Origin of the sequence: Pseudolabrys taiwanensis (assembly GCF_003367395.1) — a bacterium.
Classification (GTDB): Bacteria; Pseudomonadota; Alphaproteobacteria; order Rhizobiales; family Xanthobacteraceae; genus Pseudolabrys; species Pseudolabrys taiwanensis.
In genome coordinates, this window is record NZ_CP031417.1 from 4,273,395 (window position 1) to 4,299,971 (window position 26,577).

24 protein-coding genes are annotated in these 26,577 nt (G+C 64.4%); 20 read left to right on the forward strand and 4 right to left on the reverse strand.

Annotated features, from left to right (window positions below; all coding sequences use genetic code 11):
* The 6 genes from narI to DW352_RS20350 all read left to right on the forward strand — a co-directional run bounded on the left by narI (position 1) and on the right by DW352_RS20350 (position 5,445).
* The gene (gene narI / locus DW352_RS20330) at positions 1–798 is read left to right on the forward strand and encodes a respiratory nitrate reductase subunit gamma (RefSeq protein WP_115693043.1); all 798 of its coding nucleotides are present in this window, start codon (positions 1–3) and stop codon (positions 796–798) included.
* Between the two features lie 6 nt (positions 799–804).
* Positions 805–1,638, forward strand: a complete 834-nt coding sequence (locus DW352_RS20335) for a peptidylprolyl isomerase (protein ID WP_115693044.1) — start codon at positions 805–807, stop codon at positions 1,636–1,638.
* Positions 1,639–1,647: 9 nt separating this feature from the next.
* Positions 1,648–1,974, forward strand: coding sequence for a hypothetical protein (locus tag DW352_RS26950; protein WP_162827081.1), 327 nt, complete (start codon positions 1,648–1,650; stop codon positions 1,972–1,974).
* Positions 1,946–3,187, forward strand: coding sequence for an NnrS family protein (locus DW352_RS20340; RefSeq protein ID WP_115693045.1), 1,242 nt, complete (start codon positions 1,946–1,948; stop codon positions 3,185–3,187). Before DW352_RS26950 ends, DW352_RS20340 begins: the two co-directional genes overlap by 29 nt.
* A gap of 228 nt (positions 3,188–3,415) precedes the next feature.
* Entirely contained in the window at positions 3,416–4,372 is a 957-nt protein-coding gene (locus tag DW352_RS20345) for an ABC transporter substrate-binding protein (RefSeq protein WP_115693046.1), read from the forward strand.
* Between the two features lie 56 nt (positions 4,373–4,428).
* Positions 4,429–5,445 carry an alpha/beta fold hydrolase gene (locus DW352_RS20350; protein ID WP_162827082.1) on the forward strand — a complete coding sequence of 339 codons (1,017 nt, stop codon included), beginning with the start codon at positions 4,429–4,431 and terminating at the stop codon, positions 5,443–5,445.
* A gap of 46 nt (positions 5,446–5,491) precedes the next feature.
* On the opposite strand, the gene DW352_RS20355 is transcribed toward DW352_RS20350, so the two are convergent.
* Together DW352_RS20355 and DW352_RS20360 are read right to left on the reverse strand one after the other, a co-directional pair.
* A complete protein-coding gene (locus DW352_RS20355; protein WP_115693048.1) occupies positions 5,492–6,805 on the reverse strand; it encodes an HlyD family type I secretion periplasmic adaptor subunit in 1,314 nt (437 codons plus the stop codon).
* Positions 6,802–8,562 (reverse strand): type I secretion system permease/ATPase, encoded by a 1,761-nt coding sequence (locus DW352_RS20360; RefSeq protein WP_115693049.1) that lies wholly within the window; start codon positions 8,560–8,562, stop codon positions 6,802–6,804. Before DW352_RS20360 ends, DW352_RS20355 begins: the two co-directional genes overlap by 4 nt.
* Before the next feature lie 306 nt (positions 8,563–8,868).
* Here DW352_RS20360 and DW352_RS20365 point away from each other — a divergent pair, with 306 nt between their 5' ends.
* Entirely contained in the window at positions 8,869–11,109 is a 2,241-nt protein-coding gene (locus tag DW352_RS20365) for a glycoside hydrolase family 113 (protein ID WP_115693050.1), read from the forward strand.
* Positions 11,110–11,115: 6 nt separating this feature from the next.
* Here DW352_RS20365 and DW352_RS20370 read toward each other — a convergent pair whose 3' ends face one another.
* Complete coding sequence (locus DW352_RS20370) at positions 11,116–12,084, reverse strand: Bug family tripartite tricarboxylate transporter substrate binding protein (RefSeq protein WP_162827083.1); 969 nt, start codon at positions 12,082–12,084, stop codon at positions 11,116–11,118.
* A 77-nt stretch (positions 12,085–12,161) separates the two neighbouring features.
* The gene (locus tag DW352_RS20375) at positions 12,162–13,169 is read right to left on the reverse strand and encodes an ABC transporter substrate-binding protein (RefSeq protein WP_162827084.1); all 1,008 of its coding nucleotides are present in this window, start codon (positions 13,167–13,169) and stop codon (positions 12,162–12,164) included.
* Between the two features lie 281 nt (positions 13,170–13,450).
* Between DW352_RS20375 and DW352_RS20380 the strand changes: the two genes are divergently transcribed.
* The 13 genes from DW352_RS20380 to DW352_RS20440 all read left to right on the forward strand — a co-directional run bounded on the left by DW352_RS20380 (position 13,451) and on the right by DW352_RS20440 (position 26,559).
* The gene (locus DW352_RS20380; RefSeq protein ID WP_115693053.1) at positions 13,451–14,242 is read left to right on the forward strand and encodes an ABC transporter ATP-binding protein; all 792 of its coding nucleotides are present in this window, start codon (positions 13,451–13,453) and stop codon (positions 14,240–14,242) included.
* Entirely contained in the window at positions 14,242–15,012 is a 771-nt protein-coding gene (locus DW352_RS20385; protein ID WP_115693054.1) for an ABC transporter permease, read from the forward strand. The genes DW352_RS20380 and DW352_RS20385 overlap by 1 nt, the downstream gene beginning before the upstream one ends.
* 10 nt (positions 15,013–15,022) lie before the next feature.
* A complete protein-coding gene (locus DW352_RS20390; RefSeq protein ID WP_162827085.1) occupies positions 15,023–15,802 on the forward strand; it encodes a GntR family transcriptional regulator in 780 nt (259 codons plus the stop codon).
* Between the two features lie 13 nt (positions 15,803–15,815).
* The gene (locus tag DW352_RS20395) at positions 15,816–16,226 is read left to right on the forward strand and encodes a cupin domain-containing protein (RefSeq protein ID WP_245434198.1); all 411 of its coding nucleotides are present in this window, start codon (positions 15,816–15,818) and stop codon (positions 16,224–16,226) included.
* On the forward strand, positions 16,226–17,302 hold the full coding sequence (locus DW352_RS20400) for an Ldh family oxidoreductase (protein WP_115693056.1): 1,077 nt from the start codon (positions 16,226–16,228) through the stop codon (positions 17,300–17,302). The genes DW352_RS20395 and DW352_RS20400 overlap by 1 nt, the downstream gene beginning before the upstream one ends.
* Positions 17,303–17,312: 10 nt before the next feature.
* Positions 17,313–17,711, forward strand: a complete 399-nt coding sequence (locus tag DW352_RS20405; protein ID WP_115693057.1) for a RidA family protein — start codon at positions 17,313–17,315, stop codon at positions 17,709–17,711.
* Positions 17,712–17,727: 16 nt separating this feature from the next.
* Entirely contained in the window at positions 17,728–18,468 is a 741-nt protein-coding gene (locus DW352_RS20410) for an SDR family NAD(P)-dependent oxidoreductase (protein ID WP_115693058.1), read from the forward strand.
* A gap of 13 nt (positions 18,469–18,481) precedes the next feature.
* On the forward strand, positions 18,482–20,032 hold the full coding sequence (locus DW352_RS20415; protein ID WP_115693059.1) for an FAD-dependent monooxygenase: 1,551 nt from the start codon (positions 18,482–18,484) through the stop codon (positions 20,030–20,032).
* Positions 20,033–20,042: 10 nt separating this feature from the next.
* Complete coding sequence (locus DW352_RS20420; RefSeq protein WP_162827087.1) at positions 20,043–20,996, forward strand: amidohydrolase family protein; 954 nt, start codon at positions 20,043–20,045, stop codon at positions 20,994–20,996.
* A gap of 21 nt (positions 20,997–21,017) precedes the next feature.
* Positions 21,018–21,356, forward strand: a complete 339-nt coding sequence (locus DW352_RS20425) for an AraC family ligand binding domain-containing protein (protein WP_115693061.1) — start codon at positions 21,018–21,020, stop codon at positions 21,354–21,356.
* A 61-nt stretch (positions 21,357–21,417) separates the two neighbouring features.
* Positions 21,418–22,329, forward strand: a complete 912-nt coding sequence (locus tag DW352_RS20430) for a LysR family transcriptional regulator (RefSeq protein WP_115693062.1) — start codon at positions 21,418–21,420, stop codon at positions 22,327–22,329.
* 211 nt (positions 22,330–22,540) lie between these two features.
* Positions 22,541–24,652, forward strand: a complete 2,112-nt coding sequence (locus tag DW352_RS20435) for a hydantoinase/oxoprolinase family protein (RefSeq protein WP_115693063.1) — start codon at positions 22,541–22,543, stop codon at positions 24,650–24,652.
* The gene (locus DW352_RS20440) at positions 24,649–26,559 is read left to right on the forward strand and encodes a hydantoinase B/oxoprolinase family protein (protein ID WP_115693064.1); all 1,911 of its coding nucleotides are present in this window, start codon (positions 24,649–24,651) and stop codon (positions 26,557–26,559) included. The genes DW352_RS20435 and DW352_RS20440 overlap by 4 nt, the downstream gene beginning before the upstream one ends.
* The last annotated feature ends 18 nt before the right edge of the window (positions 26,560–26,577 follow it).

The window sequence follows — 26,577 nt, forward strand, 5'->3', positions numbered from 1 at the left end:
ATGCGCGACACCATCAACTATATCGTGTTCGGCTGGTACCCCTATCTCTGCCTCACTGTGTTCCTGCTCGGCAGCCTGGTGCGCTTTGACCGAGAGCAGTACACGTGGCGCAGCGGCTCCAGCCAGCTCTTGCGGCGGCGGCAGCTGACGTGGGGCTCCAACCTGTTCCACGTCGGCATCCTCATGATCTTCGCCGGGCATTTCGTCGGCCTGCTGACGCCGATCTGGGTGTTCGACACGCTCGGTGTCTCGCACACTTTCAAGCAATGGATGGCCATCTCGATCGGCGGCGTCGCCGGCGTCGCCTGCTTCATTGGCATCACGCTGCTGGTACACCGCCGTCTGTTCGATGTCCGCATCCGCAAGACGTCGTCCTTCGGCGACATCGCCATCCTGCTGATCCTCTATGTGCAGCTCATCCTGGGCCTCAGCACCATCTTCGTGTCGCTCAATCATCTCGATGGCCATGAAATGGTGAAGTTCATGACCTGGGCGCAGGGCATCCTCACCTTGCAGCCGGGCGTCTCGGCGCAAATCGCCGACGTGCATCCGATCTTCAAGGCGCACCTGTTCCTCGGCATGACCATTTTCTTGCTCTTCCCGTTCACGCGCCTGGTGCACATCTGGAGCGCGCCGGTCTGGTATCTCGGCCGCCGCGGCTATCAGGTCGTGCGCACGCGCCGAGCGGGGCCGTTCCCGAAGCACGCGGCCAGCCGGCATTCGCTGCAGGTCACGCAGGCTGTCCGCGCCGTGCGTCCGGCGCCCGGTGCGCGTCCCGGCACGGTTCCGGCGGAGTAAGCATTCATGTCCTGTTCCATCCATGTGCAATTTCCCGCCGGTAAGCCGGTCACCGTCAGCGTGAACGGTACGGCAATCGCGCGCGACGCCATCGTCCGCGAAATGCAGAACCATCCCGCCGACAGACCAATTGCTGCCTGGCAACAGGCGGCACGGGCGCTGGTGGTGCGCGAGCTGCTGTTGCAGCGCGCCGCGGTGCTCGGTCTGGTGCCGGCGCCGATCGGTGACGACGACGGCCGCCGCGAGACCGACGAGGAGGCGCTGATGCGCGGCGTCGTCGAACATGAAGTCGCGGTGCCCGAGCCTGACGACGCCACCTGCCGGCGCTATTACGAGAACAACAAGGCGCGCTTCCGCTCGTCCGATCTCTACGAGGCCGCGCACATCCTGTTCGCGGCGCTGCCGTCCGACAAGGAAGCCTATGCGCAGGCGCGCGCCGATGCCGAGGCCGTTCTGGCGACGCTTCAGGAGGACCCGCAGGGCTTCCCAGCGTTTGCGCAAGCCTATTCGCGCTGCCCATCGGCGGCACAGGGCGGCAATCTCGGTCAGCTTACGCGTGGAGACACGACGCCGGAGTTCGAGCGGGCGTTGGTCGCTCTACAGCCGGGGCAAATGAGCGAATCCCCGGTGCCGACGCGCTACGGATTTCACATCATCCGTTTGGCCCGCAAAATCGATGGCCAGCCATTGCCGTTCGAACTGGTGGCCAGCCGCATTGCTGAATATTTGCGCGAGGCCGTATCCCGTCGCGCCACCGCACAGTACATCGCGCGGCTGGTATCGAGCGCCAGCATCGCCGGCATCGAAATCGCGGGCGCGGAAGCCCACCGGGTCAGTTGAGGTGACGCCATGCTGCTAGGCGATGTTCTGGCACAATTCGATGATGATGCGATGGCGGCCGAGATGCTTCTCCGCTTGGACGATCTTGGCTTGGTCGCACGCTTGCGGGAAGAAGCCGATGCGCAAGAGCGCGCCCTTGGCGAGTTTGCGGCAAGTTCGGTGCGCCACTATGCGGCCAATGCATCGGACGAAGAATGGGTCACGTTGATGGCCACGCTTGGACGCGCCGGCGATCCTGGTGTTGCCTGCATGAAGCGGGCGTTCGCTTTCGTCCTGGCGGACGATATTCGCGCGGGAGAGAAGTGCGATGACAAACACCACCTCGTCCGCGACTGATTCCAGCCGCATTGCCAAGGGCATTCCGCGTCTCCGCCCGGCGTCGCTTCCGCTGCTGAGCTACGGCTTCCGGCCGTTCTTCCTTGGCGCGGCGGTCTGGGCCTGTGTAGCGATGATCGGCTGGATCGGGCTTTTGAGCGGCGCTTGGCGTTTCGCTACGGGATATGGCGCGGTGGCCTGGCACGCGCACGAACTCCTGTTCGGTTACGTCTCGGCCGTGATGACTGGCTTCCTGCTCACCGCGATTCCGAATTGGACGGGGCGGATGCCGTTGCAGGGCGGCCCGCTGCTCGGTCTCGTGACGCTATGGATGGCCGGGCGGGTGGCGATGCTGATGACGGATGTCATCGGCACTGTGCCTGCGGCGATCGTCGATGCCGTCTACTTGTTCGTGCTGACCGCGGCGATCGTGCGCGAGATCCTCGCGGGCAAGAACTGGCGTAACCTCAAAGTCGTCGTCCTCGTCGGGCTGGTCGCTCTCGCCAACGTCTTGTTCCACTCGGAAGTCATTCTCACTGGCGCGCCGGATTACGGTGTCCGACTCGGTATCGCCGGCATCGTCGCTCTGATCATGCTGATCGGCGGACGTGTGACGCCGAGCTTCACGCATAATTGGCTGGCGCGGCGCGCCGTCACACAGAGGCCGGCATCGCTCGGGCGCTTCGACTTTATGTCGATCGGCGTGACGGCGTTGGCTCTTGTGCTGTGGATTGTCGCGCCGGAATGGCGCGGAACGGGCGCGGCTCTTCTCGTTGCAGCCATCCTGCAGACGATCCGGCTGTCGCGCTGGGCGGGATTGCATACCTGGCGGGAGCCGATCGTGCTGATCCTGCATGTCGGCTACGCTTTCGTACCGCTGGGTGCGCTTGCCCTGGCCGTCTCGATCTTATGGCCCGAATTCTTGCCAGCGACGGGCGCGTTGCATGCATGGACCACGGGCGCGATGGGCGTGATGACCCTCGCCATCATGACGCGCGCGACGCGCGGCCATACCGGGTACGCCATCGAATCGACCCCGCTCACAAGCGCGATCTACGCTGCAATTGTCGTCGCCGCGATTGCCCGGGTGTCGGTGCCCTTCGTCCCGGCTTACATCACCGAGCTTCTCTATATGGCAGCGGCCGGGTGGATCGCGGCGTTCGGGTTGTTCGTCCTGGGGTACGGGCCGATGCTGGTCAAGGCTCGCCGGCAAACCCACGCGTATGGCTGCTGAGCCGGGCGTGGCGGACGTCTTGACGTCCGGTCTTGGGCGCTGGGTCGTGGCGCTTGGTCTTGGGCGCCCTGTCTTGGCGCGGATTTTGGCGCGGATCTCGGCCGAGTTCCGCGGTCCGACGACATTGCGAGCGTACTGATTAAGCGTATACTGAGTAATACAAGCGGCCGCCAACAGGCCGACGCTCGTTCCGTCGCGAGCGACATAATCATACTGTGGGAGGAAAATATGCGCTGGCTGTCCGCAATTGCCGTCTCGTCACTCGCCCTTTTCGTTGCTCCCCTGGCGCATGCGCAAAGTCTGAAGGTCGCCGTATCCCAACGCGGGTTCTGGGACAGCTCGTTCGTCGAGTTCGCGCAGCGCGAAGGCTTCTTCAAGGACGAGAAGCTGGACGTCGAGTTCTTCTACACCGATGGCGGCGCCGCGACGTTGGCGGCCGTGATGTCGGGAAGCGTCGACGTCGGCATGTCGAACGGTCTGCTCGGCGTGATCGGCCGTTATAGCAAAGGCGCGCCACTGCGCGTCATCTCGGCCGAGATGACAGGCGCCACCGATGCCTTCTGGTATGCGCGAACCGATAGCGGCATCAAATCGCTGAAGGATGCCGACGGCAAGAGCATTGCCTTCTCCTCGCCGGGCTCGTCGACCAATCTCATGCTGCTCGCGCTGCTCAAGCGCGCGGGGGTCAACGGCAAGCCCGTCGCGACGGGCGGCACGCCCGCGACCTTCACGCAGGTCATGACAAAGCAGATCGATATAGGCTGGTCCGTGCCGCCCTTCGGCCTGCGCGAAATCGCCGAAGGCAAGATCGCCATCGTGGCGCGCGGCAGCGATCTGCCCGAATTCACCAACCAGACTATACGCGTCAATTTGGCGACGGCCGAAACGGTGGCCGCCAAAAGGGATGCCCTCACGCGTTATATGAAAGCCTATGCCCGCGCGATCGATTGGGCCTATCAGAATCCGAAAGCGCTCGAGCACTACGCGGAGATCGCGAAGGTGTCGGTGGATACGGCGCGTCACGTGCGCGACGAGTTCTATCCGAAAGCGACGATGCAGGTCGGCGAGATCAAGGGTCTCGATCTCGCACTGAAAGATGCCGTCACGTATCGCTACATCGCGCAGCCGATGACGCCGAAGGATGTCGAGGGACTGTTCGACATTCTCTACAAACCGGCAAAATGACCTCTAAGCCGCCGTGGTGCCGACCTGTCCCAAGTGGGCCGTTGAAGGAGCCGAGGATGAAGGAGCGTTCGGACGCGCGCGGTTTCTCGCGGCGTGAGGCGGGGAAGTTGATCGGGCTGACGGCTTTCGCGCTGCCGGCCGCCACATCGGCAGACGCGCAAGATCGCGCAGGACTGCGTTACGCCAGCGGGCTAACAGAGGAGCCCGTCACATATTATGAAGTGATCGAGCCGGCCGGCGGTGCCACGAAGAAGCCTCCTTTATTCCTGGTCCACGGCGGCGCGCATACCGGCCAATGCTACTTGATGACGGCGGACGGGCGTCCTGGATGGGCGCACGTGTTCGCTCAAGCCGGTCATCGCGTGATGATTGTCGATTGGCCGGGGAGTGGCCGCAGCGGCTACGTCCCGAGCGACAAGCTCACCGGTGAAACGATCGTCGATGGGCTGGGTAAGGCGCTCCAAACGCTCGGCGAGCCGGCGATTGTGATGACGCATTCGATGTCCGGCCCCTATGGCTGGAAGTTGCTTGAACGTTACGGCGATCATATCGCCAAACTGGTCGCGGTCGCGCCCGGTCCGCCGGGCAATATCCAACCGGCTGCGTCAATCGTGAACGAGACGCCAGACACGGTGGAGGTGCGCGGCACGACGAACTACACGCTCGACCGCAAGGCGCCGTTCGTCGCTTCGTCGAATTTCACGCTGTCTAAGCTTGTCGGCAAGAGCACGCAGTTCCCACGCGAATATGTCGCCCGCTATGCGGCGTCGCTGCAGCCGATCGCGCCGCGGCTGCTCTACCAGCGGCTCAACATCGGCGGCGCACAGATGAAAGTCGTCGACTTTTCGAAGTATGCCGGCAAGCGTGTCTTGATCGTGATCGGTACCGACGACGTCGATCATCCCCGAGAACTCGACGAACCGATCGCGGCATGGCTGAACCAGAATGGCGCCAAAGCCGATTTCTGGATGCTCGCCGACCACGGGATCAGCGGCAATGGCCACATGATGATGCTTGAGAAGAACAGCGATGCGATCGCAAAAGCGATCCTGACCTGGATCGAAGCGGCGTAGCAAGTTGGTCTCGCGCGGCCGCGCGGCCGCGCGGCAAAGCGACTTTCTACTTTTCGCGAAAGGCCCTGGTGAGCCGGTCGGTCAGCGGCTTGCTGAGATAAGACAGCGGTGTGCGGGCATCCGTCTCGATGAAGGCTTCGGCGGGCATGCCTGGCACAAGTTTCCTGCCGCCGAGTCGCGCGATCTCTTGGGCCGGCAAACGGATGCGCACTTTGTAGTAGCTCGCATGCGTGTTCTCGTCCTGGCTTGTGTCCGCCGACACGGTGGCGACGGCGCCGTCCACCTCCGGCGTCGTGCGCACATCGAAGGTGGGAAAGCGAAGCCTGGCGATTTGGCCGACATAAAGCTGGTCGATGTCGCGCGGTTCGATCTTCGCTTCCACCGTCAAGGCGTCGTGATCCGGGACGATCAGCATGATCTGCTCGCCGGCCGAGATGACGCCGCCGATCGTATGCACCGAAAGCTCGTGCACATAGCCTTCCTGCGGCGCGACGATATCGATCCGCTTGAGCTGATCTTCCGCCGCAATCTTGCGTTCGCCGAGTTCGGCCATCTTGCCCTGGATCTCTCGTAATTCCTTGGCGACGTCGCTGCGCAGATCCTGATCGATCTGGATGATCTTCAGCCGCGTCTCCGAGATTCGGCCTCTGGCTTCCGCGATCGATGCCACGAGTTGGTTGCCTTCGCCTTCGAGCCGCGCCGCGTCGCGTTCGAGCGCGGTGATGCGGGAAATCGGCACCAGATTCTTGTGCCAAAGCTCGCGCACGCTGTCGCGCTCGCGATAGACGAGCTCGATCTCGCGCCTCTTCGACTCGGCCTGGCCGGTCAGGCCCTGGATTTGCTCGTTGAGCTGGTCGATCTGCTCCTTGAGCTGATCTTTCTGTCCCTGCCGCGCGCTCTTGCGCAGCGCGAACAGCCGCAGTTCGCCGGTCATCAGCCGTGCGATCTCGGCGTCTTGCGCGCGGTCGATCAAAGCGGAAGGAAAGACCGGCGCCGTGGCGCCGTCGCGCTCGGCTTCGAGTCGCGCCTCGCGGGCCATCAACTCATCGAGGCTTTTGACGACAATCGCGAGGTTGGCGCGCGTGACGGTCTCGTCGAGCCGCGCCACCACTTGGCCGGCCTTCACGGCGTCGCCGTCGCGCACGAACAGTCCGCCAACGACGCCGCCGGTCGGATGCTGAACCTTCTTGACCTCCGTATCGACCGAGACGACACCGGACGCGATCACGGCGCCGGCGATCTGTGTTGTCGCGGCCCAGCCGCCGAAGCCGCCGACCAGCAAAACCAGAGCGAGCACACCGGCGAGGGCGTGACGATAGGCCGAACGCATGGCGTCGCGCGGTTTGCGAGCGTCGTTCATGGCGTTGCCAACCGTGGTTCGGACGCGGCATTGATGCGGCTGCCGGCGGCTGGCCGCAGAACTTGGCGCAACACATCATCGCGCTCGCCGAAGGCGTGGATCTCACCCTTCGCCATCGCCGCCACACGATCGACGGCCATGAGCGCGGAGGGCCGATGCGCGATCACCACCACGACGCCGCCGCGCGTCCTAATGCCGGCGATCGCAGCGGTCAGCGCCCGTTCGCCGTCGGCATCGAGATTCGAATTCGGTTCGTCGAGCACGACCAGGAACGGGTCGCGGTAGAGCGCCCGCGCGAGCGCGATGCGTTGGCGTTGTCCGGCGGACAAGGCCTGGCCCGCTTCGCCGATGCGCGTTTCGTAACCATGCGGCAGCGCCAGAACCATCTCGTGGACACCGGCGGCGCGCGCGGCCGCGATCACTGCCGCCGCGTCGGAATTCTGTTCGAAGCGGGCGATGTTATCGCCGACCGTGCCATCGAGCAGTTCCACGTCCTGCGGCAGATAGCCGATGTGACGGCCGCGCGCTTCCGCCGGCCACTGTTCCAGCGCCGCGCCATCGAGGCGCACCTTGCCTGCGACTGTCGGCCAGGCGCCGACCAGTGCGCGGGCGAGGGACGATTTGCCGGAAGCGCTCGGTCCGATCACGCCGAGGGCTTGCCCGGCCTTGAGCGTGAAGCGCACGCCTTGAACGACATTGGTCGCGCGTCCGGGCGGGCGCACGCTGATAAGCTCGACATCGAGCGTTCGCGTCGGCGCTGGCAGCGCCAGCGGGACAGCACCCGCATCCAGCTTTGACAATAGTTCCGACAGCCGTCGTCCGCTTTGGCGCGCCGCCACGAACGATTTCCAATGGGCGATAACGAGTTCGACCGGCGCCAGAGCGCGCGATGTCAGGATCGAGCTCGCGATGATCACGCCAGCCGTCGCTTCCTGGCGGATCACCAGCAGCGCGCCGACCGCGAGCACGGCGGATTGCAGCAGCATTCGCAGTACGCGCGAGAAGGCGCCCAGCGTGACCGCGATGTCGGAACCGCAACGATGGCCGTGCATATAGCGCTGATTGGCGGCCTGCCACTGCGCGCCAACCGGGTTCACCATGCCCATGACGGTGAGCGCCTCGGCATTACGCCGGCTTGCTTGCGCCAGCATCAGCCGCGCGGCGGCGTCGGCGGTGATGGTCCTTGTCGCGCGGCGAACCAGAAGCTCGGTCAGCAGCGCGGTGGCGATAAGAATAAGTGCGCCGGCAGTGGCGGTGACGCCGATCCACCAATGGAACGCGAAACACAAGAGCAGATAGAACGGCATCCACGGCAGATCGAGTATAGCCGACGGGCCGGCGCTCGACAGGAACGAGCGGATTTGATCGAGATCGCGTAGGGGCTGGAGCCCATCCGCGCCGACCTTTGCGTGCAACGGCGCCTGAACCACGGCGCGGAACGCGTCGCCGCTCATCTCCTCGTCGAGCGCATGACCGATGCGGACCAGCATGCGCGCGCGAATCATGTCGAGAAGACCGAGCGCCGCGTAGAGCAGAACGACGACGGCGAAGAGGGTGACGAGAGTCGGGACGCTGTGACTCGGCAGGACCCGGTCGTAGACCTGCAACATGAAGAGCGAGCCGGTGAGCATCAGCACATTGATTGCCGCGCTGAAGATACCGACGGCGACAAAGGCGCCACGGCATTCCTTCAGGCGCTCGGCGATGCGTGTGTTCCGGCGTGTCGGCGCGCCCACGCCGACGGTTCTTTCATGCATTCCCATCCGTCACGGTCCACTCGCTGCAATGATCGGTCATCTCCTCGATCGCGACAATGTCTGCGCTTTGACAGGTATGCGACAGTGCGCGATCGCTAAAAATCGAATGAGTTGGAACGTCGAGCCGGCAGCCTCGCGCGATCGTATTCTCGTTGAGCGTCGGCTGTGAATGGGTCAAATGTTTGCACTCGCGCGGACGAAGACGCCGAAGCTTTGTCGAGGCGATAACAGTCCGATTGCGGAACGGTTCAATCGGCAACGAGTTGGCCGAATGTTGATGTCCGCGGCAAATACGGAGTGCGCGCCATGGCCGGCGTTTTCGATGTTCAAGGTTTCGGATTTCTCTCGAACTATAATGGTCAGTTCTTGAGCAGCGCGGCGCAGTCGGCGATGGGGGAGATCGCGAGCACTCATTCGAATTCGATCGAATTGGCGCCGCGTCTGTTTACCCAGTCGCGAAGCTCGAATGACGTCGTCGCCGATCCGGCCAAGACCGAGACGGTCGACAACGTCGCGGCCGCGATCGCCAATGCGCACGCGCTCGGGCTTTCGGTGATGGTCAAACCGATGCTGTCGAGCCTCGACGGCGCCGGGCCCGGACAGCTCACGCCGACCGATCCGGATGCCTTCTTTGCCTCGTATACGCAGCAGATCGTGGCATATGCCCGCGTTGCCGAGCAGGCCGGCGCGGAATCGTTCTCCATCGGCAACGAGATGAGCGGCTTCACCGGCGCGCAGTACCACGACGAATGGACCAGTCTCATCGACCAGGTGCGCGCGGTCTATCACGGCGAGATCACCTATTCCGCGGCGACCGACGAGGCGCACAATGTCAGCTTCTGGGATCAGGTCGATGTCATCGGCATCAACGCTTATCCGCCGCTGACGTCGGAACTGGATCCGTCCGTCTCTGAAATGATGGCGGCGTGGAACAATATGCCGAAGGACAATTACTGGGCGGCGGCGATGGATTACCAATCGCCGGTCGACTTTTTTCACTCGCTGGCGACTCAGTACGACAAGCAGGTGCTTTTCACCGAGGTCGGCTATCGCAGCCTGGACGGCACCAATATCAGCCCTGGTGGCTGGCGCGGCGATGGCGCGACCGACGTGCAAGAGCAGGCCGATGCGTTCAACGCGCTGTTCCAGGTGATGAGTTCGCACGGCGGCAGCTGGTTCAAGGGCATGGAGATTTGGAACTGGGACGCCGACAACCTGTACTCGCCGACCGGCTACTCGCCGATGGGCAAGCCGGCCGAGCAGCTCATTGCCGACTGGTTCGGCGGCCACGAACAGCCGCCCGCGATCCACGACGACGGCTCGCCGGTGGCCGATCTGATCGACGTCGGCGGTGGCAATGACGTGCTGAGTGGCGGGCTCGGCGATGACGTGATCCGCGGCGGCGCGGGGGATGACACGATCGTCGGCGGCCCGGACAAGATCGCGCCGCTGACCGAGACGGTCGTAACGATCAAGGGCTACGGCTCGGTCGTGGATGGCGTCGGTGCGCAGATGCAATTGCGGGTCAACGGCCAGCAGATCGGCGACACGGTGGAGTTCCACAACGCTGCCGATCCGTCCGACTATCAGAGCTACACGTTCAGCTTCCACAATTCGGGCCCGATCGACAGCCTGGATGTCGGCTTTGTCAACGACATCGCCACCGCGGACGGCGACCGGAACCTGTATATCAAGGGCATCACGGTGAACGGGCATGAGCTGACCGTCGCCGATGCCACCAATCCGTCGTCGCCGGGCACCTGGAACCTCTACGGCAACCGGGCGATCCATTACGACATGGCCGGCCACCAGGACCTGTTCTACGGGGCGGCGACCGACAACGACACGCTGGACGGCGGTCCCGGCAATGATTCGATCTCGGGTGGCGCCGGGGACGATTTCATCAATGGCGGTCCCGGCAACGATACGCTCGTCGGCGGCGCCGGCGGCGGCGTGATCAACGGCGGCGACGGCAACGACATCATCAAGACGGGCACCGGCGACACCGGCACGACGCTGAACGGCGATGCCGGCCGCGACCAGCTTTATGGCAGCGGCGCTGTCAACGTCATCAACGGCGGCGACGGCACCGACTATCTGTCGAGCGGCGGCGGCGCGGATATCATGCACGGCGGCGCCGGCGACGACAGCCTGAAGGGCGGCACTGCGTCCGCGCAGCTATTCGGTGACGACGGCAACGACACCCTGCAAGGCGGGACCGGCAATGAGTTCCTCTATGGCGGCAGCGGCAACGACAAGCTGATGGGCAACGGCGGTAACGATCTTCTCTCCGGCGGGACCGGTAACGACACTTTCGTGTTCTCGCCGAATTTCGGCAAGGACGTCATCACCGATTTTCAGAACACCGGCGATACGCACGATACCATTCAGTTCGACCACACCTTGTTCGCCGACTTCGGTGCCGTGCAGGCGCACGCAGCGCAGGAGGGAACGAGCGTGGTCATAACGCTCGACGCCGACAACTCCGTCGAACTGCAAAACACGACAGTGCAGAACCTGACAGCCGACGATTTCAGGTTCGTCTAGCGCGAGCTATTCGATCTTCATGCCCGCTTTGGTGATCACGTCGCGCCACATCGCCGATTCGGCGATGATACGTCGCTGAAGCTCGGCTGAGCCGTCGGCGGCGACTTCGACGCCAAGCTCGCGCAGGCGATCGCGTGTGTCGGGCGCCATGAGAACGGCGATTGCGGCGCGTTCGATCTCTGCGCGTAAAGGCTCGGGCGTCACCTTCGGCGCAAGCAGTGCAAACCACGCGCTGGTGTCGAAGCCGGGTAATCCGGATTCGGCGATTGTCGGCGTATCAGGCAGCTGCGGGGCGCGCTGTGCTGTAGTGACCGCGAGTGCGCGGAGCTTTCCCGCGCGGATGAGCGGAAGCACGGACGGCAGATTGTCGAACATCATATTAACTTGGCCCGCGAGCAGATCCTGCACGGCGGGCGCGCTGCCTTTGTACGGCACGTGGAGCAGATCAATCCCCGCGCGCTGCTTGAACAGTTCGCCCGTGACCTGGCCGTTCGAACCGCTTCCCTGCGAGGCATAAGTCAGCATGCCGGGCTTGGCCTTTGCCAGCGCGATAAGCGACGGCACGTTGTTGGCCTGAAGCGAGGGTGTGACGACCAGCACATTGGCGACGAGACCGGTGCGTGTGATCGGCGCGAGGTCACGCGCTACGTCGTAACTTAACTTAGGATAGAAGATCGGGTTAAGCGTCAGCGCGCTCGAGGCCACGGCAAGCAGCGTGTGGCCGTCGGGGGCGGCGCTTGTGACGGTGTTGACGCCGACGCCGCCGTTGGCGCCGGGCTTGTTCTCGACGATGACGGGCTTGCCCCAGCGCTCCTGGAGCTTCTGCGCCATCAGGCGCGCGATGATGTCGCTGGTGCCGCCGGCCTGGTAGGGCGAGACGATGGTGACCGTCCGGCTGGGGAAGGTCTGGGCGCCGGCCGCCGCCGTGCCGGCGACGAACAGGACGAGCGCCGCCCACATATGACGTATGCGCACCGCTTTCACTCCCAACATCTTGCCAATGGAAAGCTCCCACGCCGCTACCGCGGCGCGGGAGGTGGGTACATTCTTACTTATTGCGGCAGGATCGGCTTTTCCGGCAGGAAGCCCGGCCGGTAGATCTGCTCGGCGGTCAGCTTCTCGCCCGGGATGTCGACATTGTTGTTCATGAAGTCGACGGTCTTCTTCATCTTGTCGAGCGACACGATGCCGAAGCCGTTCTTCTCGACCTCCGGCGTGATCGCGATGCGCTTGAGGATCTCGACCTCCTCCGCGATGATGTCCGGATTGAGCGCCTTCACGTACTGGATCTGGATCTGCGCCGCTTCCTTGGGATGGGCGAGCGCGTACTGCCAGCCCTTGAGCGCCGCGCGCACGAACTTCTTCACCACGTCGGGATTCTTGGTCAGATACTCTTCGGTGGTGCCGATCGAGTTGGAATAGATGTCGAGTCCGAAGTCGCTGAGCAGCAGGCATTTCGGCTTGGCGTCGGTCACCGCGCGGCGGATCGACGGCTCGCTCATGATGAACTGATCGATCGAGGGCACCTTGCGCGCCGCGAGCATCGGGACGCGCGCCGCGCCGTCGATGTTAATGACCTTGAGCGTCTTGCTGTCGACGCCGTTCATTTCCATGAAGGCCTGGACGATGCGCGGCAGGAACGACGAGGTGCTCGAGCCGAACTCGAGATTGGCGAGTTGCTTCGGCTCGGTGATGTTGGCGCCCGGATCGAGCGTGAACACGCAGTAAGGCGCCTTCTGGTAGTTCACCGCGACGATCTTGATGGCGCCGCCGGCGGAGCCGGAGGCGACCAAGCTCGGTACGTCGATGAAGCCGATGTCGGCGATGCCGGAAACGACGGAGCGGATCGCGTCCGCCGTGCCCTTGGACGGCAGAATGGTGACGTTGAGGCCTTCTTCCTTGAAGTAGCCCTTGCCGAGCGCGACGTACCACGGCGCGTGACGGCCGAGACTGATGAAGTCGAGAATGAATTTGACGTCCCGTTCCTGCGCCCTGACCGGCGCTCCGAGCATCGTGACCGCCGTCAGCGCGAGCGCCGCCAGCACCTTGAATTTCGACATGACCGCTCTCCCCTTGCACGTCATCGTCACGCAAAACATGCGATGAAATCGGACTAAATCGACGCTCTCGCTCGATTGACAGGTGAGATACTATGAGATATTTCAGATGACATGCAAGCTTGATGGGTGGGCATCGGCGCCTCCGGAGTGCTGCTTTCGGCGGCAACTTCGAGCGCCCGGCCTGTCCCGCAGGACTTCGCGAGCGGAAACATCTGAAGCAAGCAAGGCTTGTGCCCGGGCCGGCGGGTGAACGAGTCCTCGATGGAATTGAACGGGGCCCGATGGCGTTCGGTACGATCAAAAACGTGCGCAAGGTTTTTCCGGTTCGCCCTGGCTCCGGCGGCAAGGAGCCGGTCGTCGCCCTCGACGACGCGAGCTTCACGTTCGAGAAAGGCGAGCTCGTTGCGCTGCTGGGGCCTTCCGGCTGCGGTAAGACGACCTTGCTGCGCATCGTCGCCGGCCTGATCTCCAAAACGTCGGGTTCGGTCATGATCGGCGGCCGCGAGATCAACGAGCCGCTCGGCGATTACGGCTTCGTCTTTCAGGCGCCGAGCCTGATGCCGTGGCGCTCGGTGATCGACAACGTTCTGTTCCCGATGGAAATTCTCAAGCGCAGCGACAAGGCGGCGCGGGTGCGGGCCGGGGAGTTGTTGGAGCTCGTCGGACTGTCGGCCTTCCACCAGGCGCGGCCGCACCAGTTGTCGGGCGGCATGCAGCAGCGTGTCGCGCTTTGCCGCGCGCTCATTCATCAGCCGAATCTCTTGCTGATGGACGAGCCTTTCGGCGCGCTGGACGAGCTGACCCGGTTGGAAATGAACGACCTGTTGCTGCGCATCCGTAAGGAGACCGGCGCGTCAGTGCTGTTCGTGACGCATTCGATTGCCGAGGCGGTTTATCTCGCCGACAAGGTTATCGTGTTCAGCCGCCGGCCGGCGCGGGTATCGACGGAGATTTCCGTTTCGCTGCCCTATCCACGCAGCCAGGCGACACGCTTCACCCCCGCCTTCACGCAGGCGGAGCGAACCGCCAGCGAAGCCCTCGGCATCGTCCCGCATGTGGAAGGGGCGGCGTGATGAGTATGAATGTGGTGACGCGGATCTTCTATCCGCTTTCCGGCCTCGTCGTCGTCGTCGCGGCCTGGGCGCTCGCGTGCTGGCTCGGGCGGTTGCCGACCGTGGTCTTGCCGACCCCGGACAAGGTCGTCGTTTCGTTCGTCGCCAATTTTCCGCTGCTGCTGAGCGAAAGCTGGGTGACCCTCAAGGAGACGCTATACGGCTTCGGTCTGGCACTGCTGCTCGGGCTGCCGATGGCTGTTGCGGTCGCCAATTCGCGCACGCTGAACCTGATGTTCTATCCCCTGCTGGTCGCCCTTCAGTCCGTGCCGAAGGTGGCGCTGGCGCCAATCGTGCTGGTCTGGCTCGGTCCCGACCTGGAGTCGAAACTGGCCATCGCCTGGCTCGTCGCCTTCTTCCCGATCATCGTCGATACGGCGGCCGGTCTGCGGGCGACGCCCAAGGAGTTGATCGAGCTTGCGCACAGCCTCAAGGCCTCGCGCATGCAGATCCTGTTCAAAGTGCAATTTCCGGCGGCCCTGCCGTTCGTCCTCACCGGCGCGAAGGTCGCCATCACGCTCGCCGTCATCGGTGCCGTGATCGGCGAGTTCGTCGGCTCGAGCGAGGGCCTTGGCTTTCTGCTGCTGACGGCGACCTCGCAGCTCGATACCCCGCTCGCCTTCGCCGCGCTCTTTGCTCTCTCTATTCTCGGGCTTCTGGTTTATCTCCTGGTCGAGGGCGCTGAATGGCTGATCGCGCCCTGGCTGCCGCCGGCGGCCGAACGACATTAGGGAGCAGTTGGTGAGCAAGAAGGTCACCAAGAAGAAAAAAGTTGGACGGCCGAAATCCGCGGGCCGGCCGGCGACGAAGAAGAAGTCTGTTCGCAGCGAGAAGCCCAAGGGCGAACGCGGCGGCTCGCTGGTGGCGCGCGCCTATGAGGAACTCAAGGAACGCATTATCACGGTGTATTTCCTGCCCGGGCAATATCTGAACGAGGGCGCGATTTGCGCGCTGCTCGGCCTCGGCCGCACCCCGGTGCACCAGGCGCTGCAGCGGCTGGAGATCGACGGCCTGGTCGAGATCATGCCGCGCAAGGGCGTCATCGTGCTGCCCGACAGCATCGGCGAGATCATCAAGATTCTCGATTCGCGCATGGCGGTGGAGCCGGAGCTGGCGCGTCATGCCGCCGAGCGGGCCACGGCCGAGACCGCGGCGGAGCTGAAGGCGCTTGCCAGCGTGCAGAAGTCCGATCCGGACATCTCCGACATCGACGCTTTCACTACCAGCGATCGTGCCTTCCACCGCAAGATCTCTGACATGTCGGGCAACCAGGTGCTCAGCGACTTTGCGCGCAATCTGCACGAACGGTCCTGGCGCTACTGGTATCTGCATCTATGGCAGACGCTGGATATCCAGGGCAGCAACCGTCAACACACCGCCATCGCGGAAGCGATCGCCAAGCGCAACGGCGACGCGGCCGCTGACGCCATGCGCGAGCACATTTCGAGCCTGAAACAACGTCTGTCGCAAATCCAAAATGCGCGTGGCGGCGCCCGCGCCGATCGCCATCGTTCCGATTGAGGAGGAAAACACCGTGAGCACCCAGCCGCAGATGCCCGCCGGCATGCCTAGTCTCCAAGAGGTTCTGATCAAGAGCGACGAGCTGACCTGGCGTCCCAAGTCGCTGAAAGGCGTTTACGAGAAGGTGCTCTGGCGCGACGACGCGACCGGCGCCTCCATCTGCCTCATCAAGTTCGACAAAGGCACGAGCATTCCCGAGCCGCATATGCACGCCTCGAACCAGTTCATGTTCGTGCTGAAGGGGCACTACGAGTACAAGCACAACGGTCTCGTGCTGCGCGACGGCTCGTTCTACTGGAACCCGAAGGGCAATGTGCATGGCCCGACGATCGCGCACGAAGAGACCATTGTCGTTGAGATCTATGACGGCCCGCATTATCCGATGCGGCCGAGCTGGTACGACAACGACGAGGACGCGCGCTGATGGCCGAGGCCCGGGCTGACGCGCCGGTCGCCATCGACGCGGCGGAGCTCACAAAAGGCGTTGCCCGGATCCTGGCCGCGGCGGGCGTCGCGCTGGGCGATGCGGCTCTGGTCGCGGAGGACATCGTCGCCGCCGATCTTGAAGGCGTCGCCTCGCATGGCGTGATGCTGATCCCGATGTATCTCGACCGTTTGCTCAAGGGGTCGATTTCCACGGCGTCCGCCGGAGAGGTGGTGTGGAATAAAGACGGTGCCATTGTCATCGATGCCGGCAATACGTTGGGTCAGCTCACCGCGCATCAAGCCGTCGATCTTGCGGTTACGCGCGCGCGTGACATCGGCCTCGCCGCAGTCGCCGTGCGAAATGCCTTTCACTTCGGCACGGCCGGTCGCTACGCGCGGCTGATCGCGGATCAAGGCTGCATCGGCATGGTGATGTCCAACACGCGGCCGCTGATGCCGGCGCCGGGCGGCGCGGAAGCTCTGGTCGGCAACAATCCGCTGGCGATCGCGCTGCCGACCAAAGGGCCATTTCATGCCGAGACCGACTTTGCGTTGAGCGCAACGGCGATGGGCAAGATCCGCCTCGCTGCCGCGGCCGGCAAATCAATTCCGGAGGGATGGGCGGCGGACAACGAAGGTCGTGCGACGACCGATCCCAATGCGGCGATCAAGGGCATGCTGCTGCCGGCGGCTGGGCCGAAAGGCTTCGGTCTTGCCTTCATGATCGACATGCTGTGTGGCGGTCTATCCGACGGTGCCATCGGCCCGGAAGTGCGTCCGCTCTACGGCGATCCGGCGCAGCCTTACCGCTGCAGCCATTTGTTTCTCGCCATCGATGTCGGCCACTTTCCGGCGGGCGCCTTTGCCGACCGGACTGCCGGACAGATCGCGCGCGTCTCCGCCTCCAAACGCGCGCCTGGCGTCGACCAAGTTTATGCCCCGGGCGAGCTCGCATATCACGCGCGCGAAAAGAGCGCCGGCAGGTGCCAGCTCGGCCCCGAGACCGTCCGCAGCTTGATCGACGCGGGCGCCAAGGTCGGCGTCGACCTCAACGCAATGTTCACGGCCAGTTAAGGAGAGAACCATGAAGCAACAAATCACAAGCGACAAGCTCCGCCAGCCGAACGGCCACTTCTCGCAGGCGACCGTCATCGAGGCGCGGGGCAAGCTCGTGTTCATCTCCGGCATGACGGCGCGCAAGCCCGACGGCACCATCGCGGGCATCGGCGACATCACCGAGCAGACGCGCCAGGTGTGCGAAAACGTCAAGGCGGCGGTGGAAGCGGCAGGCGGCACGCTGGACGATATCGTCCGCGTCGACGTCTATGTACGCAACATGGAGCACTTCGAGAAGATCCACGCTGTGCGTCGCGAATACTTCAAGCCGCCGCTGCCGGCCTCGACCATGGTCGAGATCACGAAGATGACGTCGCCGGACTATCTCATCGAGATCAACGCTATCGCCGTGCTGCCCAACGCCTGACACGCGGACTGCGACGATGAAGGCGCATTTCGACGCAAAAGATGATGTGATCGTCGTCACCGGCGGGGCGAACGGCATCGGCCGCGCCTTGGCGAAGGCCGTTGCCGCGGCCGGCGCGCGCGTTGTCGTATTCGATCGCGACCGGGCGGCAATGGACTCGCTGGCGCGCGAGGCGCCGTCGGTTTCCGCGCGCGACCTCGACGTCAGCGACCGCGCGGCCGTAATGGACGCCTTCGCGGCGATCGAGAAGGAGTACGGCGGCATCGACGGTCTCGTCTGCGCCGCCGCGATCCAGCCGCGCACGCGGGTCGATGCGATGGACCCGGCCGAGTGGCAGCGCGTGCTGAACATCAACCTCAACGGCGTCGTCTGGTGTTATCAGGCGGTGATCGGCGGCATGATCAAGCGCCGTCGTGGCAGCATCGTCGCCTTCTCTTCGGGGCTCGCCCATCAGGGTTGGCCGGAAGCGTCGGCCTATGCCGCGACAAAGGGGGCGATGATCGCCTTCGCCAAGAGCGCGGCGAAGGAAGTGGCGACGCATCGGGTGCGCTTCAATCTTATCGCGCCGGGCGTCATCGATACGCCGCAGTACCGCGCCGCCAATGCGGGTCCGGACGACGCGAGTTGGCGCAATTCGATCGGCGTCGGCGCGCCGGAGGATGTCGTCGGCCCGCTGATGTTCCTGCTGTCGGATGCGGCGACAATGACGGCGTCGCTCGTCAGTCGCGACTTCGCTTATCCGGCGCGTGAGGATTGAAGAGGGCCGTGGCATGAAGCCGATCATTGTCGTCGGTGCGGGTCCGGTCGGTCTGACCACGGCGCTGGGGCTCGATTTCTACGGCCTGCCGTTCCGGCTTTTCGAAGAAGACGAGACGCTGTCGCTCGACACCAAGGCGGGCACGATCCTGACGCGGACGCTCGAAGCCTTCCGCCGTTACGGCGTGGCGGACGACGTGCTCGCCAAGGCGTTGCGCGTCGACGAGATCGGCGGTCTCGATCGCGCGACCAATACGCCGACCTCGTCGGTGCGCACCGAGGTGCTGGTCGACGACACGCGCTATCCCTTCGTCATCAACCTGCCGCAGCATCATCTCGAGCCGGTGCTGCGCGAGCGCCTCGAGGCGCGGCGCCCGGGGGCGTTGCATCTCAAGCACCGGCTGACGTCGTTTCGCCAGACGGCCGATGGCGTCATCGCGACGTTCGACACGCCCGAGGGGCCGCGCGAGGTCGAAGGCTCCTACCTGCTGGCCTGCGACGGCGGGCGCAGCACGGTGCGCACGCAGCTCGACATTCCGGTCGAGGGCGTGTCGCACGACGTGCGCTACATGCTGGTCGATCTCAAGGTCGATCTCGATATCGCCAATCCGCGGGATTATCCCTATCTCGCTTACTTCTCCGATCCGCAGGAGTGGATGATCCTGGTGCGCCAGCCGCATTGCTGGCGCTTCCTGTTTCCGCTGCCGCCGGACGCGGAGCCGCCGACCAACGATGCCTTCGGTGAGAAAGTACGCCGCTTCATCGGCGACGTCGACAAGCTCGAGGTCATCAACACCGTCGTCTACCGCGTGCATCATCGCATCGCCGCCGAGTGGCGGCGCGACCGCGTGTTCCTGATGGGCGACGCCGCGCATCTCATCACGCCGATGTGGGCGCTCGGGCTCAATACCGGCATCCTCGACGCGATCAGTCTGCCGTGGCGGCTCGCCTGGGTGGCGCGCGGCTGGGCAACGGACGCGCTGCTCGACGGTTATGCGCGCGAGCAGCGGCCGCTGGCCGTCAACGGTTCGGGCGAGATGGCCGAGCAGGCGCGCAAATACATGAGCGGCGAGGGCGACGTGTCGGCCGTCATGTCGGGCAGCGACTGGGGGCTTGCGGCGACGCGCACCTTGCTCGGCGTCCGCCTCGGCGTCGACGACAGCGCGCAGTGGTCGATGGTGAAGATGGGCAAGGAGCCGCTTCAGGTCGGCGACCGCATGCCGGACGTCGACCTGCACGGCCCGGACGGCAGACCGCACCGGCTGCACGATCTCGTCGACGACAATTTCCTCGCGCTCTACTTCACCGACGCGCGGCGGCAGCCGGCCGTGCCGAAGGCATCGCTGCCGGGCCTCAAACACTACATCGTATCGCGTTGGGACGCGCCGCTCGACTCCGGCCTGCGCGACCGCGCGCTGCTCGACGTCGGTGGGCGGCTGTTCAAGCGCATCGGCTGCCCGCCCGACACCTTGGTGCTGGTGCGGCCGGACGATCACATCGCCGCGATGATGCCGATCAAGCAGGGCCTCGCCGAGGATCTCTACCGGCGCATCGTCGGACAATAGGAAGAGCGCCGTGCAGCCGATCAAGCTCGACATTCACACGCATCTGGTGCCGGTCGACGCGGCGGCGCTCGCCGGCATCGACGGCGTATCCTGGGATGCGGCCGCCGGCGCGATGACGGTCGACGGCCACACGCTCGGCATGAAGCCGCTCTATGCGCCGGACAAACTGATCGCCTGGCTCGACGCGAATGCCATCGGCGCCGCATGGATTTCGGCGCCGCCACCGCTTTATCGCCAGCACCTGTCCGAAAGCGCCGCCGCCGCGTGGTGCGACTATGTCAATCGCGGTCTCGCCGATATCGCGCAGCGCCACGCGAACCGCCTGACGGCCCTGCCGCATCTGCCGATCGAACATCCGGCGCTCGCCGCCGACATCGCGGCCCGGGCCATCGCCGCGGGTCGTCACCGCTTCAGCGCGCCATCCGGCGGACCGGGCCGCATGCTTTCGGACGCCGCCTATACGCCATTGTGGCAGGCACTCGATAAGGCAAACGCCTTCGTTCTCTTCCATCCGGGCGAGAACGACGATGCGCGGCTGACGCCGTTCTATCTCACCAACCTGCTCGGCAATCCGTACGAGACGACCGTCGCCATCGCCCACATCGTGTTCGGCGGCATCGCCGAGCGATATCCCAACATCAAGTTCTGCTTCGCCCACGGCGGCGGTGCAGCGGCGATGCTCGCCGGACGTTTCGAACGGGCGTTTCATACGGATCGCCCCGGCGTCGATAAGTCGCTGGAGCCGCCGCGCGTGGCCCTGCAGCGCCTGTGGGTCGATTGCATTACCCACGAACGTGGCGCTTTGCACCTGGCGGCAAGCATCTTCGGCAAGAAGCACGTCGTGTTCGGCTCCGATTGGCCGTTCCCGATGGGCGTCATTGAACCACAGGCGCAGCTTGCCTGGCTCGAAGGCGACGAACGCAAGCGCGTCGTCGAGGACAATCTGACGGCGCTGAGCGCCTGAAACAACCTGCGGAGTTGAGGTATGGCTGACGACACCTTCGATCCTTCGGCTCCGCTCGGGCCGATCGGCGACGAAATCATCTTCGAAAACGAGTATGTGCGCGTCTGGGGCCTCAATCTCGACCCAGGCGATCGCCAGCCTTGGCATCGCCATGACCTGCCTTACATCGTGATCCCGCTGACGGACGGCGACAACGAGATGCATTTTTCCGATGGTCGCCGCAAGCCGACGCAGGAAAAGCCGGGCATGGCGCTGTGGCGCGAACCGGGCATTCCACACGAGCTGATCAACCGCAGCGGGTGGACATATCGGAATATCCTGGTCGAGGTGAAAGTGCCGTTCGCCAAGGCGGCGCCATAGCGCCGGCGCGAACATTCTCATAAGCTGATCCCTTGCGCGTCCGCCGTCGGGGGATCAGGGCTTGGAATTCCGGCAAATCCGTTATGCCTTGGCCGTCGCCAAGTTGCGCAGCTTCACCAAGGCGGCCGAACGCCTGAACATCTCGCAGTCGGCCGTCAGTGAGCAGGTGAAGCTGCTCGAGGAGGAGGCCGGCTTTCCGCTGTTCAAGCGCGGGCCGCGCGGCATCGACGTCACCGAGCGCGGCCGCACGTTCCTCTACGAAGCGGAACGTATCGCTAGCGATCTCCTGAGCCTGAGCGACACCGCGCGGCGCCTGCGCGGCGCGCTGCTCGACACCTTCACCATTGGCATGGGCTCCGGCACGGCGCAGATCTTCATGCCGCGCCTCTTCAATAATCTCGAAGAGACGATGCCAGGCGCTCGGCTCGAGATCGTCACCGCGCCGACGAAAAGCATCTTCAACGAACTGCATGAGGAGCGGATCGACGCCGGCATCGCCATCGAATCCGAACCGGATCGTGTGCCTGCCGGCCTCGTTTTCGACCGGCTGACCGAAGTCGAGATGGCGCTGATCGTGCATCCGAAGCATGCGCTCGCGCGCTCGCGCCAGCCGATCGATATCGGCGGCCTGGTGGCCGAGCCGATCATCATGAACGAGCTTTCGGTCGGCTACGGTCAGGTCGTGCTGTCGCTGTTCACCGATCTCGGCATTCGTCCGAACATCCTCGCCATTGTCGACAACATCGACACGATGAAGGCCATCGTGCAGTCCGGCAAAGGCATTGCCATCGTGCCGCGGGCCTGCGCGGCGAACGAAGCGGCGCTCGGCGTGCTGAAGGTGATGTCGATCACACCGGCGCGCAGCGTTGCGCTGTCGTTGTTCCGAAGGCGGCAGCCGCTTTCGCGCCGCAAGGAAGGCTATCTGAACGCCTTGCGTGACGCGCTCAAGGACGAGCCGTCGAAGGCGAAGTAGCTTAGTCCGCTCATTCCCGCGTACCGCGAATCCGCGCGAGCTTGAGCGTCAGCGTATTCGGCGCTGGGTCTCCGCTTCCGCGGGAGGAGGGGCCGGTTCTGTCTAAACGGAATACGTTCTGACGGGGCGGCCGGCCGCTATCGGAAAATCCGATAGCCATATCGTCATTCAGTCTTGGACTTGTCGCGCAGCGGCTGTCGATAATTTCGGCATGACCGCAAACAAGGCACGTTTTCGCATCGGCATCGATACCGGGGGCACGTTCACCGATATCGTTTCTGTCGATTCCGATACCGGCGCAATGCGCGTTACCAAGGTGTCCTCGACACCGGCCAACCCGGCTGTCGGTCTCGTGCGCGGCGTCAATGCCATTCTCGATGCGGTGAGTGCCGGCCCCGGTGACGTGCTCGGTCTCGCGCACGGGACGACGGTTGCCACCAACGCGCTGCTTCAGGGCGATATCCGTTCGCTTGGTCTCATCGTGACGCAGGGCTTCAGGCACATCCTGGAGATCGCGCGGCAATCGGTGCCGGAAGGCTACGGCAACTCATATTTCTGGGTGAAACCCGAGCGTCTGGTGCCGCTGCAATTCGTGCGCGAAGTCGGCGGCCGTCTAACCTTCAAGGGTGAGGAGTTGCGCCCGCTGGATGAGGACAGCGTGCGCGCCGCGGCGCGTTTCTTCAAGCGCCAGCGCGTCGAAGCCATCGGCATCTGCCTCATGCATTCCTATGCCAACGACGGGCACGAGCGGCGTGTGGCCGAGATCGTCGCCGAGGAATATCCGGAAGCGACGTTGTCGCTCTCCTGCGCGGTGCTGCCGGAGTATCGCGAGTACGAGCGCGCGGTGACGACCTTGGTGGACGCGTTCGTAAAGCCTTATCTCGACCGTTATCTCAAGCGCGTGCACGACGAGCTTGGGTCCTTGCGCGACAAACCGTTCCTGGTGATGCAATCCTCAGGCGGCGTTGCCAGCGCCGACCAGATCCTGCGCAAGCCGATCACGACAGCCTTGTCCGGTCCCGCCGCCGGTGCGCTCGGCTCGGCGGTGATCGCGGAGGTTGCCGGCTTTCCCGATCTCGTGACGCTCGACGCCGGCGGCACATCGACCGACTTCTGTTTGATCGAAAAGGCCAAACCGCATCTCACCAATGGCGGTTCGGTCGGCCCTTTCCCCGTGCGCATTCCGATGATCGACATTGCGACCATCGGCATCGGCGGCGGCTCCATTGCCTGGATTTCGCGTGAGGGTCATCTCAAGGTCGGCCCGCGCAGCGCTGGGGCCGTGCCTGGGCCGATGTGCTATCCGAACGGCGGCGACGAGCCCACGATCACCGACGCCAATCTCGTGCTCGGCCGCATTCCGCCGGCGTTGATCGGCGGCGGCATTGCGCTGAACATCGAGCGTTCGCGCGCCGGCATTGCCGCGCTGGCCAAACGCCTGCCCGGCAATATGACGCCGGAGGCGCTGGCGCACGGCATTATCGAGATCGCCAACTGGGCGCAGGCCAATGCCATTCGACAGATGACAGTCCAGCGCGGCATCGATCCGCGCGGCTTCGCGCTGCTGTCGTTCGGCGGGGCGGGGCCCGCGCAATCGCCGGCGGTGATGGACCTGCTCGGCATGAAGGCCTGCATCGTGCCGCCGAACCCGGGCAATCTCTCCGCCTTCGGTCTGCTCGCGGTGGATTGGCGCACCGATCAGATCGTCACCAAGGTGATGCACGAGGATAGCGTCGACCTCGCCGCGATCGCCGCGCATTATGCCGCGCTCGAGCGCGAAGCGACCGAGACCTTGAAACGCGACGGCATCGATCCTTCGCGTATCCGTCTCGCGCGCGAAGCCGATGTCCGCTACGCCGGCCAGTCGATGGAAGTGCGCGTGCCGGCGCCCGGCGGCGCCGTCGATGCGGCGTTCCTGGCCCAACTGATCGAGGCTTTCAACGCCGCGCATCTGCGCACGTTCGGTTACAATTATGCCGGCAAGCAGAAGATCGAATTGGTGAACTTCTGCGTTTCGGGGTTCGGCGTCATCGAGCGGCCGAGTATGCCGAAGCTGTCTCTCGCCACCGCGAAAGCGGCGCCGAAGGGGACGCGCCCCGTCTATTTTCTCGACCATTACGCCGACACGCCGATCTACGATCGCGCCACGCTGGCCGCGGGCTTCCGCCTGCAAGGCCCTGCGGTGGTGGAAGAGTTCGGGTCGACGACCGTAGTGTTCCCCGATCAGACGCTGGAGGTCGACCCACACGGCATTCTGATCGTGCGTGCGGCTTCTGTTCCCTCCCCCTTTGTGGGGCAGGGGAGTGGAGACGCTCTGCCATGAACATCCGCGCCGCCGCCTCTCCCGCCGATGTGAAGCCCTGGCCGACAGCGCCAAAGGGCACCAAGGTCGCGGTCGATCCGATCGTCCTCCAGATCGTCGAAGGCACGCTCAATTCGATCGAAGCCGAGATCGAATTCGCGATCGAGCGCACGGCGCGCTCGCCGATGATCCGCGAAGCGCACGATTACCGCGTCGGCCTGTTCGACAAATACTGCCGCAAGCTCACCGGCCGTTCCTACTCGGCAATGCCGAATGCGGTGGTGCGAGACTTCGCGCCGCACACGATGAAGCCCGGCGACGTGTTCCTGATGAACGACACGTATCTGACGGAAGGCTCGATCGGCCATCTGCCCGATCTGTGCTCGACCGTGCCGGTGTTCCACGACGGTGAAGTCGTCGCTTATATCCAGGCCTTCGGTCATCACGACGATGTCGGCGGCCGCGTGCCGGGCTCGATGCCGGGCACGGCCGTCACCGTGTTCGAGGAAGGTCTCGCCATTCCGCCGGTGAAGCTCTACAGCGAAGGCGTGTGCAACGAGGGTGTGATGACCATCCTCAAGCGCAACACGCGCGTGCCGGAGATGCTCGCCGCCGATATCGACAGCGAGGTGCAGGCCTGCCTGATGGGCGCGCGCCGCATGGCCTCGCTGTTCGAGCGCTTCGGCCGGGCGCAGGTCGAAGCGTGTTTCCAGGCGATCCTCGACAAGTGCCGCGACATCTATCGCAACGAGCTGCTGCCCAAAATCGCCGACGGCGAATATGTCTGGGAAGACTACGTCGAGCACGACGGCGTCACCGATCCCAAGCTGCACAAGCTCTCCTTGAAGATGATCAAGAAGGGCGGGCGCATCACGCTCGACTTCAACGGCACCGATCCGCAATCGTCGGGGCCGATCAACTGGCCGGCCGATTACGCCGACGGCGCCTTCCTGATCAAATGGATCGCGCCGATCCTGCGCAACCTCGCCGAGACGCCCGAGCGCGCCGCCGAGTTGCACGTCAACGAAGGCGTCTGCGAGATCTTCGACGTTATCTTCCCGCCGAAAGGCACGTTGATCACGCCGGAATGGCCGGCGGCGACCAATGCGCGCTCCTTTGTGCTGTTGCGTTGCATTGGTCTGCTCGCCGGCGTGGTGGCGCAGGCGGTCGACGGCCGCATGCCGGCCGATCAAGAGACGATCCGCTACACCGGCTTCTTCGGCAAGGACCAGAACGGCAAGCAGTTCCTGTCGCGCGAGGTGCTCGGCGGCGGCTCGGGCGGGCGCTATTACGCCGACGGCAACGATGCCATCCATATCGTGCCGGACTCGCGCAACCAGCCGGCCGAGTTCACTGAAACGCGTTTCCCGTTGCTGGTGGAGAAGCTGGCCTTGCGCACCGATTCCGGCGGCGCGGGCTTCCGCCGCGGCGGTCTCGGCTACGAGAAGCATTACCGCGCGCTGGTCGATTGCCGCACCATCGTCACGGCCGATCGCGTCCGTCTCGGCTGCTACGGCCTCAATGGCGGCAAGGCGGGACAGCCCTTCTGCGTCACCGTCGATCTTGAAGGCGCGCCGCGCGATCTCGGCGGCCTGGTCGACGGCGAACCGGTCGTGGCCGGTCAGGTCGTGCGTGTCGTCACGACCGGCGGCGGCGGCTGGGGCGACGCGCTCGAGCGCGAGCCGGACCTCGTGGCGAAGGATGCGACCGAAGGTCGTATCTCGCTTGCGAGCGCGCGCGACGATTATGGCGTCATTCTTGCTCCTCGACCGGGCGATGACGAGGATGGCTACACGATCGATGCCGCGGCGACGCTCAAACAGCGTGCGGAACTGCTGGCGAAGCGGACTGCGCCTCTGCCGATGATCGATCGCGGTGAAGGTTTCGAGAAGATGCTGCGCGGCGAATGCCCGCCGCGCATGAAATAGCGTCAAGGAAAGCAGAAG

Bases quoted from the DNA above. Each gene is read 5' to 3' on its own strand.
- DW352_RS20410 (WP_115693058.1), top strand. From the start codon at position 17,728: ATGAAGGCGCATTTCGACGCAAAAGATGATGTGATCGTCGTCACCGGC.
- DW352_RS20400 (WP_115693056.1), top strand. From the start codon at position 16,226: ATGGCCGAGGCCCGGGCTGACGCGCCGGTCGCCATCGACGCGGCGGAG.
- DW352_RS26950 (WP_162827081.1), top strand. From the start codon at position 1,648: ATGCTGCTAGGCGATGTTCTGGCACAATTCGATGATGATGCGATGGCG.
- DW352_RS20415 (WP_115693059.1), top strand. From the start codon at position 18,482: ATGAAGCCGATCATTGTCGTCGGTGCGGGTCCGGTCGGTCTGACCACG.
- DW352_RS20405 (WP_115693057.1), top strand. From the start codon at position 17,313: ATGAAGCAACAAATCACAAGCGACAAGCTCCGCCAGCCGAACGGCCAC.
- DW352_RS20375 (WP_162827084.1), bottom strand. From the start codon at position 13,169: ATGTCGAAATTCAAGGTGCTGGCGGCGCTCGCGCTGACGGCGGTCACG.
- DW352_RS20365 (WP_115693050.1), top strand. From the start codon at position 8,869: ATGGCCGGCGTTTTCGATGTTCAAGGTTTCGGATTTCTCTCGAACTAT.
- DW352_RS20380 (WP_115693053.1), top strand. From the start codon at position 13,451: ATGGCGTTCGGTACGATCAAAAACGTGCGCAAGGTTTTTCCGGTTCGC.
- DW352_RS20440 (WP_115693064.1), top strand. From the start codon at position 24,649: ATGAACATCCGCGCCGCCGCCTCTCCCGCCGATGTGAAGCCCTGGCCG.
- DW352_RS20335 (WP_115693044.1), top strand. From the start codon at position 805: ATGTCCTGTTCCATCCATGTGCAATTTCCCGCCGGTAAGCCGGTCACC.
- DW352_RS20425 (WP_115693061.1), top strand. From the start codon at position 21,018: ATGGCTGACGACACCTTCGATCCTTCGGCTCCGCTCGGGCCGATCGGC.
- narI (WP_115693043.1), top strand. From the start codon at position 1: ATGCGCGACACCATCAACTATATCGTGTTCGGCTGGTACCCCTATCTC.
- DW352_RS20355 (WP_115693048.1), bottom strand. From the start codon at position 6,805: ATGAACGACGCTCGCAAACCGCGCGACGCCATGCGTTCGGCCTATCGT.
- DW352_RS20360 (WP_115693049.1), bottom strand. From the start codon at position 8,562: ATGCATGAAAGAACCGTCGGCGTGGGCGCGCCGACACGCCGGAACACA.
- DW352_RS20340 (WP_115693045.1), top strand. From the start codon at position 1,946: ATGACAAACACCACCTCGTCCGCGACTGATTCCAGCCGCATTGCCAAG.
- DW352_RS20385 (WP_115693054.1), top strand. From the start codon at position 14,242: ATGAGTATGAATGTGGTGACGCGGATCTTCTATCCGCTTTCCGGCCTC.
- DW352_RS20345 (WP_115693046.1), top strand. From the start codon at position 3,416: ATGCGCTGGCTGTCCGCAATTGCCGTCTCGTCACTCGCCCTTTTCGTT.
- DW352_RS20350 (WP_162827082.1), top strand. From the start codon at position 4,429: ATGAAGGAGCGTTCGGACGCGCGCGGTTTCTCGCGGCGTGAGGCGGGG.
- DW352_RS20435 (WP_115693063.1), top strand. From the start codon at position 22,541: ATGACCGCAAACAAGGCACGTTTTCGCATCGGCATCGATACCGGGGGC.